The organism is Staphylococcus saprophyticus subsp. saprophyticus ATCC 15305 = NCTC 7292, assembly GCF_000010125.1.
Taxonomy (GTDB): Bacteria; Bacillota; Bacilli; order Staphylococcales; family Staphylococcaceae; genus Staphylococcus; species Staphylococcus saprophyticus.
Window position 1 is genome coordinate 2,114,091 of sequence record NC_007350.1, and the last position, 12,709, is coordinate 2,126,799.

Annotated in this window: 11 protein-coding genes; 2 read left to right on the top strand and 9 right to left on the bottom strand. The window is 32.2% G+C overall.

The window, feature by feature from the left end; genetic code table 11:
* Positions 1–3: 3 nt before the first annotated feature.
* The 3 genes from SSP_RS10255 to SSP_RS10265 form a co-directional block, all read right to left on the bottom strand.
* On the bottom strand, positions 4–1,212 hold the full coding sequence (locus SSP_RS10255; RefSeq protein ID WP_011303697.1) for a sugar efflux transporter: 1,209 nt from the start codon (positions 1,210–1,212) through the stop codon (positions 4–6).
* A gap of 103 nt (positions 1,213–1,315) precedes the next feature.
* Complete coding sequence (locus SSP_RS10260; RefSeq protein WP_002483989.1) at positions 1,316–2,173, bottom strand: LysR family transcriptional regulator; 858 nt, start codon at positions 2,171–2,173, stop codon at positions 1,316–1,318.
* A 359-nt stretch (positions 2,174–2,532) separates the two neighbouring features.
* Positions 2,533–3,276 (bottom strand): DUF402 domain-containing protein, encoded by a 744-nt coding sequence (locus SSP_RS10265; protein WP_011303698.1) that lies wholly within the window; start codon positions 3,274–3,276, stop codon positions 2,533–2,535.
* A 213-nt stretch (positions 3,277–3,489) separates the two neighbouring features.
* Between SSP_RS10265 and SSP_RS10270 the strand changes: the two genes are divergently transcribed.
* Positions 3,490–4,602 (top strand): 5-methyltetrahydropteroyltriglutamate--homocysteine S-methyltransferase, encoded by a 1,113-nt coding sequence (locus SSP_RS10270; RefSeq protein WP_011303699.1) that lies wholly within the window; start codon positions 3,490–3,492, stop codon positions 4,600–4,602.
* A gap of 254 nt (positions 4,603–4,856) precedes the next feature.
* Here SSP_RS10270 and SSP_RS10275 read toward each other — a convergent pair whose 3' ends face one another.
* The 5 genes from SSP_RS10275 to SSP_RS10295 form a co-directional block, all read right to left on the bottom strand.
* Positions 4,857–5,363: a cupin domain-containing protein gene (locus SSP_RS10275; RefSeq protein WP_011303700.1), complete on the bottom strand. Its 507-nt coding sequence runs from the start codon at positions 5,361–5,363 to the stop codon at positions 4,857–4,859.
* A 1-nt stretch (position 5,364) separates the two neighbouring features.
* Entirely contained in the window at positions 5,365–6,081 is a 717-nt protein-coding gene (locus SSP_RS10280; RefSeq protein ID WP_011303701.1) for a YebC/PmpR family DNA-binding transcriptional regulator, read from the bottom strand.
* A 394-nt stretch (positions 6,082–6,475) separates the two neighbouring features.
* A complete protein-coding gene (locus SSP_RS10285) occupies positions 6,476–6,748 on the bottom strand; it encodes a hypothetical protein (protein WP_011303702.1) in 273 nt (90 codons plus the stop codon).
* Between the two features lie 135 nt (positions 6,749–6,883).
* Positions 6,884–9,070, bottom strand: coding sequence for an AraC family transcriptional regulator (locus tag SSP_RS10290; RefSeq protein ID WP_011303703.1), 2,187 nt, complete (start codon positions 9,068–9,070; stop codon positions 6,884–6,886).
* A gap of 330 nt (positions 9,071–9,400) precedes the next feature.
* Positions 9,401–10,060, bottom strand: coding sequence for a Bax inhibitor-1/YccA family protein (locus tag SSP_RS10295; protein WP_011303704.1), 660 nt, complete (start codon positions 10,058–10,060; stop codon positions 9,401–9,403).
* A gap of 462 nt (positions 10,061–10,522) precedes the next feature.
* Between SSP_RS10295 and SSP_RS10300 the strand changes: the two genes are divergently transcribed.
* Positions 10,523–11,329 (top strand): LysM peptidoglycan-binding domain-containing protein, encoded by an 807-nt coding sequence (locus SSP_RS10300; protein WP_011303705.1) that lies wholly within the window; start codon positions 10,523–10,525, stop codon positions 11,327–11,329.
* 369 nt (positions 11,330–11,698) lie between these two features.
* Here the strand turns inward: SSP_RS10300 and SSP_RS10305 are convergent, their stop codons facing one another.
* Positions 11,699–12,706 carry an inorganic phosphate transporter gene (locus SSP_RS10305; RefSeq protein WP_011303706.1) on the bottom strand — a complete coding sequence of 336 codons (1,008 nt, stop codon included), beginning with the start codon at positions 12,704–12,706 and terminating at the stop codon, positions 11,699–11,701.
* Between the last annotated feature and the right edge of the window lie 3 nt (positions 12,707–12,709).

Genomic DNA, 12,709 nt, shown 5'->3' on the forward strand with positions numbered 1-12,709 from the left:
TATCTACTCCATACTTTCTTCTGTAAATTTTTGATCTTTAGTAAAGAAAATCAGTATCATGCCAACAAATATTGAAGCTGCTGAGACATAAAATACATTGCCTAAACCAACCCATTGACTCATGATACCACCTAATAAATTCCCACATAATTGACCAATAACCATCGCATTAGCAAATAATGTCGACGCATAACCCGGAAAATCTGGTAATATATCTTGGAAATAGCTAATACCTAGCCCAAGTAAAATTGCTAAAAATATGGCTAAGAATACTTGGCCAACAAACATCATTACAAGGCTTTCGAATACCCCAATGCTAAAGTAAAATAATCCACCAAATAAACCGCCTAATATTAATAGTGTGCGCGTTGTTAATTTAGCAGATAAAATACCGAGTAATACCATAAATGGTACTTCTAATCCTGCACATAAACTTGCCAAACCGCCGACAAACCCTTCAGGTTCATTTAAATAGTTTGTAACGAACAATGGCATATTCAACGTATACATCCATTGCCCAATATGCAATAAGATAAACGCTAAAAATGGAACTAATAATACTTTATCTTTTAACATATTTGGTGCAGCTGCTTCTACATGGTTCACATCGGAAACAGTGTGTTCCGTTTTAATATCTTTAAAAAAGAAAACTTGCAGTAGTAAAGTGAAGATTATAATTGTAATGGTGCCCCCAAACAGCCCAGAATAACCATTTGCGCTTAATAGCAAAGCACCTATTAAAGGACCAAATAAAAATCCAAATGAAAACATTGATCTCAAGACAGCATTTGCAAATTTGGCTTTATTTTTAGACGCGGAGGCATTAATTGATTCTCTTGCCGAGGCATACATTTGTGGCATTGCAGGTGCAAAACACCCTTGAAAAATCGCATACATCGCTATAAAAATCCAAATTTCATGAATATAAAAATAAATAGAAAAACTTACAGCCCCCATAAACAGGGCAGCAACAATAATCAATTTCCTATTTATATTTCGCGTATCTGAAAATCGTGCCACAATTGTATTTACAATAAATTGACTTATTGCTGCTAAAGCTAATAATAACCCGTATTGAGAGGACGTCATTCCTAAATCATTTGTAGCAAATAACACTAAATAAGGTACGGTAATCGCAATTCCCATTCCCAATAGCATCATATTAATTACAAATAATTTGTAATTCTTGATATGTAATAAGGCACTAAACATATAGCCAACCTCTATTCTATAAATAATATGTTCAACAGTGTGAAAGTAAGTATTCCAATATGGAAATATTTCTAACTATAAGAAAGTTGAGATGGTTTGTCGTTTATGATTCAACATATTCCATCATTAAATTGATAAATGATTCTACTTGAGGTAATTGCTTCATACTCGCATCGTAGCTTAAAAATGTTGAACGAATCAATGGTTTTTCATCAATATTTACACGTTGGAATTCAAATTGCTCTCGATCGAGATGTTTCATCATAATTTCAGGTAAAATCGTAACGCCTACACCATTCAATAACATTTCTTTACATGTAGCAACTTGGTCAACAGTAATCATCGCATGATAATCTTGACCTATTTGACTACCATACCATTCTTTTATCTGATTAATATAAATTGGATCAGCTTGAAATTCAATAAATGGCATCTTATCTACTTCATCATTGCGATTTTTGGGATGAATAAAGAAATGTTCATCATTGAAAAGATGCGTATTACTTAAATTCATCATTTTATTACCACGAATAATCATGACATGGTAATCTCTATGATTTGCTTTTATCTGTTCACTTGAACCTACTTGAACTTGAATTTCTACGTTTGGAAATTGTCGTGTATATAAGTTTAAAACTTCTGGCAATAATGTTTGTCCAATTAAAGATGAACAACCAATCGATATCGTACCATTTACTTCGCCAATATGCGCTTGCATTTTGTCTAAGAATAGACGTTCTCTATTAAGCATTTCTCTAGCATGCTCAATAATCATTGCGCCTTCAGTAGTCGTAATCAATTGTTTCTTTGTTCGAATAAATACATTTACGCCAAAAGCATTCTCAATGGCCTTTAGACGTTGCGTGACTGCAGGTTGAGAAATATATAATATTTCTGCTGCTTTCCTAAGTGTTTTAGTTTCATCAAGCGTAGTTAACAAGCGATAATCGTCTATCTTCATAATTATCCCCCTATTTTTTATGCACGTTTCTGTAGCCGCTTCCATTTCATTACAATATATTTTCCATTATGCCCATAATGTAAACTATAAACAAACTGACTCATACTTCAATACGCACGTTTTATCTTAATATTTCATTTCATACTAACCACAATAATCTTTTCAGTTCGTCCTCGCTACTTTCACTATAGTTCAGCAATTAAAATAAATAAAAGACATTCAAGTTATGTTTCAAATGTCTTTTATTCTATGTGTATGGTTCAATATAACACGTTTTTTTAATGACTCCTATCCTATTTTTCAAAGGACTACATACTGCATAATGAGCGATTAAGTTTGTTATGCATATTAATCAGTTTCTATTTTTCTTTGGGTCTAGATGAAGACTTCTGACTCCATTGTTCAAATGTACCTTTTTTATGCTGAGATTTTGTTTCAGATCTTTCATTTTTCGCTTGATTGATGTGTTTTTCTTGTTTGTGCGAGGGCTTATGCTTGTGTGTTTTAGCTTTATGATCTTTCGGTTTATGCTGTGCTTGCGTTTTTGTAACACCTTGCTTATGTTGCTTTGCCTTTTGTTTAATTTTATAAAAGCAATACATAATCTTATCTTGCATCGATTGAAAATCTGCATCAATTTTAATCATTAATTGATGTGCAATTACATAAGCTTCGTGATACTGCTTTCTCGTAATTTGCCCTGACTCTAAAGCGCGTTCTAAATCGTCTTGGTCTACAAGTTCATATTCGCCATTGGGTAATACAAGTACATCCAGACATAAATCAATTGTGCGTGCATTACCTTTTTGTGTAACATTTTTTATATTTATATCAAAATAATATTCCAACGGATTGCCCTTGTCATCTAACATCACTGTAATACTATAGCGCTTTTTCTCAGGTAAGATTTGTAACCATTGATAGTTATCATCAGCAACAATAATATTTTGACCTACAACTGAAACCTCTAATGGTTCTCGTACTTTATTCATTGTGACCAAACCAATGATTCCTTTGAACTTATTATTGTTCACCTTGACCTCAGTATATTCTCTATCAATGATGCGACGCCAGTGACGCTTATCGATATATTTTACTTTCACTGTCACCAACTCCTTAACATTATTATATAAAACTGTCTTCTTTATGTCATCTCATGAATTATATTGTCAGCATTCAATTTGCACTGCAGAAAATTTGATTATTATTATTGTACTATATTTCATAGCGTAAAAGCGAAATTGACAATCTTTATGAATTCTGTTAAATTTTATCTATATTTTTCTGAAAATTCTATAAATAAAGGAGATAGAACCATGGCAGTTATTCAAAGACCATTTAGAGCCGATCATGTCGGCAGTTTATTACGTCCTGAACGCTTAAAACAAGCACGCCAGGATTACCAAAACAACATTATCGATGCACAGGCATTGAAACAAGTTGAAGATGAGGAAATTGAGCACATCATTGAAAAACAACTTGAAATTGGATTACATAGTATCACTGATGGAGAGTTTCGCAGAAGTTGGTGGCATTTCGATTTCCTAGAAAATTTAAATGGCGTAGAAGGTTATACCTCAGACCGTGGTTTAGAATTCGAAGGTGTAGAGACACGAAATCACAATGTTAAAATCATTAGCAAAGTACAATTCAATCCAGATCATCCTCACTTTGAGCATTTCAAATTTTTACATGACAAAGTAGATGGACGTGCTACATCTAAAGTCTCTATACCAAGCCCTAATCAATTATTTCATCCTAATATTTTAAATGAAGAGATTTATCCAGATATAGAAGACTTTGCGCATGACGTCGCAAAAGCCTATCATGATAGCCTACTTAAATTTTACGAATTAGGCGCACGTTACATTCAATTAGACGATGTTTATTGGGCAAACCTAACTTCAGGTACACAAAAGACGCGTGGTCGTGATCGAACTGAAGAAGAAAAAGAAGCTGCACGTCAACTTGCCTATCAAGTTGTCAATGAAGCTGTTAAAGATTTACCAGAAGATTTACTCATTACCACACACATTTGCCGTGGTAACTATCAATCTACTTGGGCAATTTCAGGTGGCTATGAACCTGTAGCACCTTATTTATTCCAAGAACAACTTGGTGGATTTTTCTTAGAATATGATGATGAACGTTCTGGTGACTTTGAACCTTTACGTTTCTTCCCTAAAGACAAATCTGCAGCAGTGTTAGGATTATTTACATCAAAAAATGGTGATTTAGAAGATAAAGCAACGATTCTTAAGCGTATTGAAGAAGCACAAAAATACATTACTTTAGATCAAATATGCTTAAGCCCACAATGTGGCTTTGCTTCTACAGAAGAAGGAAATAAATTGACTGAAGACGCGCAATGGAAAAAATTAGCTTACGTTGTCGAAATCGCAAATGAAGTCTTTGGCACTGCGAAATAATTTTAAATATCTTGTCTTACGCAAATACGGTAAATGAAGAGATTGCATATTAAAACAACCCATTTTATGGCGATGTGATCTTAGATATATCATAAATTAAGCTACGCATTTCTTGAATTTCAAAAGAAATGCGTAGCTTATTAATGAAGCAACGTTTCTTTAAATAAATGAGACATTACATTTTCAATTCAATCATCTACTGCTTAATTCAAAAAAGAGTCTGGGGTATCTATTTATGTCCCAGACTCTTTCACTTATTTATTATTTTTTTCTATTTCATCTGTTGTTAAAGCATAGCGTTCATTTATCTCTGTTAATTCTGGATGATGTTTATTTAGCCACTCTTTACTAAGCAATTCAAAATGTTCAAATTCAAAGCCTGGTTGACACATACAGCCAACCAAAGCATATGCATTTTCATCTTCTACGCTAGATGCAAAAATCGTACCTTTAGGAACGACGTATTGTAATACGTCACCCGCTTCAATATGCTTACCTAATGTCACCTTTTCATATTGGCCATTCGGAGAAATCATGTGAATTGTGAGTGAATCACCCTCATGATGATACCAAATTTCATCAGCATCGATACGATGAAAATGTGAAATATTATGATAAGTTAGCAAAAAATAAATACTTGTGTAAGCTGCTCTACCCATGTCTTTATCATGGTTACCTTTGGTAACTTCTTTATAATAGCCACCTTCTGGATGCGGTTGCAATGCTAATTGTGAAATCCAACGTTGTACTGTTTGTTCCATACTACTTCAAATCCACATTATGGAATACATTTTGTACATCGTCTAAATCTTCTAACGCTTCTACTAATGTTTCAAATGTTTCTTGGTCTTCTGCTGATAACTCAATATCTGTTTGTGGTAACATTTCAAATTCAGCTACTTTAAATGTATCAACGCCTGTTTCACGTAATGCATCTTGCACCTGAGCGAATTGATCCGGTTCAGCATAGACAATCGTTAATCCATTCTCATCTATAACATCTCTCACATCTATATCTTGTTCCATTAATGATTCCAATATATCATCCGCTGATTTATCTTCTATACCAAAGACTGCCGTGTATTCAAACATATACGCAACCGAACCAGAGACACCCATGTTGCCACCGTTTTTACCAAAAGCTGAACGAACATCAGAAGCTGTTCTATTCACATTATCAGTCAAAGCATCTACGATAATCATTGAACCACTTGGACCGAATCCCTCGTATCGTAGTTCGTCGTAGTTCTCTTCACCAGAACCTTTTGCTTTTTCAATCGCTTTTTCAATAATATGGTTAGGCACTGAATATGTCTTCGCGCGTTCTAAAGTTAGACGCAATGCTTGGTTTGACTCAGGATCTGGTTCTCCAGATTTAGCAGCCACATAAATTTCTTTACCAAATTTAGCATAAATTCTACTTGTATTTTTATCCTTTTGGGCCTTTTTTTCCTTAATATTATTCCATTTACGTCCCATATTTCCATCTCACTTTCTCAATAACTACATTGATTAACATGTTATATTATACAATAATTTCCACAGAGAATATAGATGTAAGCCCATAACATCCATTTTGTTTATTCACCTTATATACTAAAAAACAGGCGTGGGTTTACCTGGGCTAACGCTCACGCATATGTCTCACAAGCATTTTTACGTGTCATATCTATGTTTTAGCTTATGCATAAAGACGACGCTATTCTATAAAAATAGAAACATCTTTTCTTTAAACAAGTGAGAACATTGCATTTTCAATATAGCCATCTACTCCCTAATTGAAAACGAGCCCAAGACATCTATTTATGTCTTAGGCTCGTCGTTATATTTATATTCTATTTTCATATAAAAATTTCGTGTTAATAATGAATGATTATTTTACATATGCTTCAATATCATCAAGTAGAGTCTCATATTTTTCTGCGTTGTCGTCATTCATAAATAAGTAGACTTTACGTTCATCTTCTGTTGTTGCAATTTTTAAAAATGATTGCATTAGCATATTTTGATTCCTACAGTTATGTCGTATAAGTTCTAAGATAGCTACATCATTCATTGTTAACTTATAGGTTTCTTCAACGTAATGCATCACACGTTTATACTTTTTATAAACATTTAAAAATTGCGCTTTTTTCTCTTCATTCATTGTTGTTACACCTCCAAATGCTAGTAAGCAATACAATATAATTATCCATAAAATGTAATTGCTTGTCCTTATCATTTGTAATTATAGGTTTGTCAAAATTGCGAACAATAATAAATTAAGTTTCATAACGCTTTTTCAATATTGCATTTTATAAATTTTATTATGTGTTGATCTTTTATATATATCAATAATGTGCACTGTATTATAATCTAAATTTAATGTCAAAGTTTCTTCTTCAAAATGATGCTCAAACACACTGAATTCAGGTTTATTATATTCATCTATTTTCTTAATACATTCATTTGACCATTGATAATGGTTACGTAAGTGCTCAGGAATCGCGTAATTAATATTACCGTACACGTTGCTTATAGTTTCATAAAAAATAACATAAGCACGTCGCAACATCATATCCTTAAAGTTGATATGAATTTGGATGTTTTGTTCTTCGTGATCTAAAGCATTTTCACTCTCAACTACACGCCAGTCACCCACAAAAATTGTGATTTTGTGTGGGTGATGTGCTACCGTATAATAATCATATTCTTTCACGCTAGATTTACTCTTTTCCATTAATCTTTCATATATATTACCTAGAATAGAACGGAATCCATTTCTATCATATAAATACAATGCATGTTTCTTATCCTCTTGTTTAACTAAATCTATACCGACACCAAAGAAGTTTCCACGCGCTTTCTTAAACATACTCATCAATAATGGCGGACTTTCTATTAACTCCATATGATCATCATTTAATAAAAAATTATTATGAACATTTAAAAGATAATATTTTCTTTCTTCTAACTGCATTTCACTCATTATTTTTTTAATATTACTGAATTTAAACACTTCTTTGGTAAGTAACTCTTCATGATCTTCATTAAGATAAGATGATGATAATTTATGATTATCAATAAAATAGTAATCAAATCCAATGCGCTTCAATTGAGGCTCCATATTTTTAAACGCTTCTGGCTGATTGAATAAATGTGTAATATCAACACCAAATTTCACATTTTTTCTATAACGTTGTATTTTAATGATATTGCGATATATTTCTTTAAGAGGCATCGTTGAAAGATCAAAGACGTAGCTGACCGAGTGCATGCTATCTTCTAACAACTCAGGATGTGATTGTACATATGATTTGTATTGACTATAGATCTCATCTATATAAATATTCACTTCTTCATCTGTTTGAATTTGAAATGCTATATTAACATTTATATTCAACACAAATTTTATAAAACCGCAATCCACATCTGTTGTAAAAGCACCTCGTAATGATTCAACATCTATCATGCAATAAACTAATACTTTTTGTGAGCCTTCAAAGATATAGCGCATACTTTGGTTATCAAATAAATTACGAAATTCTTCTAAAGAATGGATTTGAATGACGATTGCATCGTTGTTAGATTCTGCCATTTCATTGATATCTAAACAAATATAATTATTTTGGACATTTAGTTTCTGTAATTTTTTGGCAATGATTTGTTGCGTTTCCTCAAAGTTTTGCTCATCGTCTTTTGTTACAATATTAAAGACTTTATCTGATTTTGTAAGTTGTCGATATTCTTTAGGTGAATATCCAAAATAATGTTTAAATTTTTTACTATAACTCGCAGAACTACTAAAACCATAAGCATCTGAAATTTCAGAAATCGTAAGTTCCCCGTCTAATAATGGACCGATTGATACTGATAATTTTAACGTGTCTACATAAGTTTTAAATCGCATGCCTAATGTATTATAAAATTGGCTTGATATATTTGATTGTGATATAAACACTTTATTGGCAATTGCTTTCAATGTTAGTCTTTTATGTAAATGTGTATTTACGTAATCTAACATTTCACCTGTAATACCATAAAATGAATAATCTGTTTGTTGTTTTAAATAATTAACATCAATCTTAGCTTCTGTCGCAATAATATCAACGATTTTATACATATAAGTTTCATATAGTTCATTTGTCAGTGTTTGATCTAAATGATGCTTTGCTAAATTTAATAAAGCTTCAAATAATTTGCTCGAAGATTGTATCAACTTAGATGTATATTGATACTCAAAAAATGAATATCCTCGTTCATGAAACCAATCACTAGAAATATATAATAATAGCGACATTTCGTTTCTTTTGATTCTAAATATTTCTGTATTATTCACGATAAGAAAATCTTCTTCAACTTCTACATTTGTTATAAAATGCTGTACTTCAACGGCATCCTTTAAAGGAAATAATAATAATATACCGTCTGTCACGCGCTTAGTAGGATACTTGTGCTTAGAAATAATATTTAAGCATTGCGCTTTCATAATTTAACCTCTTTCGAATATTGTCATAGGCTATGCATTAAACGCTCACTTCACTATTAATTCTAGCTTAATCACGTCATACCCCAAATATTTCAATTAACATACTTTTAGTCTTTAGGTAATTTTGAATAAAATAATTAATTTTGTCAACATTTTTTTGTATTAATCGAACTAAATTTTAAAATACAGCTATAGTATTATTAAACTTTTAAATAGTTCACAAAATTTAAAATTACACTAGATTTTAAAAAAACACCCTTATAAATTACTGTAGAAAGTAATTTTAAGGGTGTAATAATATTTTTTGGATTATATATATACTTTATTTAACTATTTTCTCATTCTGTTGGCAAGTCTTAATACATATTTTATAATATGAAGTAAGTTAATAAACAAGTTGAAACCCATTTCTCTCGGTGAGAACTGACCCCGTTTCATGCGGTTAAAGTCATATAACGTATAGAGTAAAAATAGCAATAATCCTACAACTGTAATAATTGTATGGAAAATTGGATTCTGGATAAACATACCTATTAAACTTGCAACAATTAATGCAATGAGTGTTACAAAAAGGTATTTACCCATGCTCGCTGCATTTCCAATAACGAAAAATCCAATCAATCCAAATACAATAAAGGCAGATATGGCTAATATAATATTCTTATAAAAAACCTCTGGCCCTAAATTCTGTAAATACGCCGTAAACGTTGCATAGGATAGCAACCCAAGTATAATGGCATAGATATGAGAAATCACAAGCCCATACTTACGCGCTCTATTAAAAATTAAAGTTATTAATACTAAACCGAGCAGTACAAAAGAAAGTGGTTGTCTCCATGACATTGGTAGGTATTGTCCAAAATAACAACCTATTCCAAAAATAATCCAATAATATACAAAAAAGAGCCAAACTTTTCCGTATGCATGTGATTTTGATTGTTCTTTAGTCTTTTTTTGCTGGTTATTTACATGTTGTGCTGTTTCAGCCAACGCAATCACTCCTCAATTCCAAAAGCTACTATAAATAAATAAAATATATGCGTTTAATCATAACATTAAACGTCTATATTAATAGCATGTACTTTTTAAATTTTCCACAAAAATAATGCGTAATACTTTAATGTTCACGTTTTTTCAAATAAACAAACATTGAATATACAATATTTTTAAAATTTATTATTTATAGACTTTTTTTATATCCGCTTATGTTACATTTGAAATAAATATCATCTTACTTGAAATAACAGAAAGACTTGTAAATGGCGCAGTAAAAGTATTTATTTCATATAAACATGGCATTACGAAATTTTAATAATATTACATCTTGATAACAACGTACACAAAGCAAATGATTTTTGTTAGTATGGAACGTGAATTCAGATTAAAAACACTAACGAATATATTTAATACATATTTACGGTTAGATATATAGGAATTGAAGGAGGAGTTCTTTTGAAAAAGTTAGCATTTGCAGTTACAGTAGCTTCAGGCGCGGCAGCCGTTATCGCCAATCATGAAGCCGATGCGTCAACACAACATACAGTAAAATCTGGTGAGTCACTTTGGTCAATTTCACAACAATATGGTGTTTCAGTAGACGAAATCAAACAAAGCAATGACATCAATAACAACATGGTATTCCCGGGACAAGTTATTGAAATTGGTGGAAGTAGCTCACAAGAAAGTGGATCTACATCAAATAACACTTCAAATGGTTCATCACATACAGTTCAATCTGGTGAATCACTAAACATTATTGCAAATCAATATGGTGTGTCAGTTGATGAAATCATCGCAGCTAATAATTTAAATGGATATTTAATACATCCTAATCAAACACTAACAATTCCAGGTACTACAGGAACAGGTGGTTCAGGTGGAACTGCTACAGAAACACCAAGTTCAAATACAGGTGGTTCTACAGCAAGTGATGCTAACCTATATGACTGGGGACAATGTACTTGGCATGTATTTAACCGTAGAGCGGAAACTGGTCAACCAATCAGTACTTACTGGTGGAACGCTGATCACTGGGCTAATAATGCATCAGCAGATGGTTATACAGTTAATAATGCACCTACAGCAGGTTCAATTATGCAAAATTACGAAGGACCTGTAGGTCACGTAGCTTATGTTGAACGTGTTAACCCAGATGGTAGTATTTTAATTTCAGAAATGAACTATAATACACCACCAGGTACAGTTGATTACCGTACAATCCCAGCTTCACAAGCTTCAAGCTATAACTACATTCACTAAATATATATTCAAGCGAGTCTGGGACATAAATAGATGTCACAGGCTCTTTTTCATTTAGGCAGTAGATGACTGAATTAAAAATTCGCTTATATCAAGCTTTTTTCAATCCTAGTCATCCTTGCCGAGGTAGGAATACGAAATCTCTATTAGAAAATTTGATTTCTGTCCCACTCCCGTTTTTTTCTCCTCTTATTTATTATTAATATTCCCACCTATGCGCCCTATCGCTGTATAAATAAAAAGAACGAGCAGATAAACACAATTGTTAAACAATTGGTTTTCGCTCGTTCTTTTAGTAAATCAATTGATATCTATCTAATGTATGTAAATACCAATCAACAAGTGCCTATAGTGTAAGAAAATTACTATCTATAAGAAAATATTTATAATGTAGTAAATAATTGCTGCAACAAGTGCAGAAATTGGTAATGTAATTACCCATGTGATAATCATACGTTGTGCTGTATTCCATTTCACACCTTTAATACGGTTAGATGAACCAACACCTAGAATAGATGAAGATACAACATGTGTTGTGGATAATGGGAAATGTAATGATGATGCAACAAATATTGTTAATGCAGATGATAAATCTGCAGCTGCACCATTAGCTGGACGTATTTTCATAATATTACCACCAACTGTTTTGATAATTTTCCAACCACCAACAGCTGTACCTAGTCCCATTGCAGTAGCACAGGCAACTTTAACCCATAATTGCGGTTCAACGCTTGTACCTGTTTGAATATTAGCAACTATTAAAGCCAATGTAATAATCCCCATTGATTTTTGCGCATCATTTGTACCATGAGAAAATGATTGTAGTGATGCTGTGAAAATTTGGAAAAATCTAAAGTTACGATTAGACTTTGTAAGATTTGCATTTTTAAATACAACTTTTACGATTGAATACATGATAAAACCAACACAAAATGCAATAATCGGTGATACAAGTAAAACAACGATGATTTTCGTGAATCCTTCATAATGTAATACTGCAAATGAACCTTGCGAAGCAATTGCTGCGCCAGCAATAGAACCAATTAATGCGTGTGATGACGAACTTGGTATACCATAATACCATGTGATTAAATTCCATAAAATAGCTGCGATAATGGCTGCTAATACGACAATAAGACCATTTTCTAATTTAAATGGGTCTACAATATCTTTCGTAATTGTCCCTGCAACCCCAGTGAAAGTTAAAGCACCAATAAAATTCATCACTGATGCTAAAAGTATCGCAGTTCTAGGCGTTAAGGCACGAGTAGAAACAGCAGTAGCAACAGCATTGGCTGTATCATGGAAACCATTGATAAAGTCAAATATAAGTGAAAAAATAACGATAGCTACTGTGATGATCAAAATATATTCCATAAG

Coding starts and splice junctions, on each gene's coding strand:
- SSP_RS10305 (WP_011303706.1), bottom strand. CDS start 12,706: ATGGAATATATTTTGATCATCACAGTAGCTATCGTTATTTTTTCACTT.
- SSP_RS10255 (WP_011303697.1), bottom strand. CDS start 1,212: ATGTTTAGTGCCTTATTACATATCAAGAATTACAAATTATTTGTAATT.
- SSP_RS10270 (WP_011303699.1), top strand. CDS start 3,490: ATGGCAGTTATTCAAAGACCATTTAGAGCCGATCATGTCGGCAGTTTA.
- SSP_RS10285 (WP_011303702.1), bottom strand. CDS start 6,748: ATGAATGAAGAGAAAAAAGCGCAATTTTTAAATGTTTATAAAAAGTAT.
- SSP_RS10280 (WP_011303701.1), bottom strand. CDS start 6,081: ATGGGACGTAAATGGAATAATATTAAGGAAAAAAAGGCCCAAAAGGAT.
- SSP_RS10260 (WP_002483989.1), bottom strand. CDS start 2,173: ATGAAGATAGACGATTATCGCTTGTTAACTACGCTTGATGAAACTAAA.
- SSP_RS10275 (WP_011303700.1), bottom strand. CDS start 5,363: ATGGAACAAACAGTACAACGTTGGATTTCACAATTAGCATTGCAACCG.
- SSP_RS10290 (WP_011303703.1), bottom strand. CDS start 9,070: ATGAAAGCGCAATGCTTAAATATTATTTCTAAGCACAAGTATCCTACT.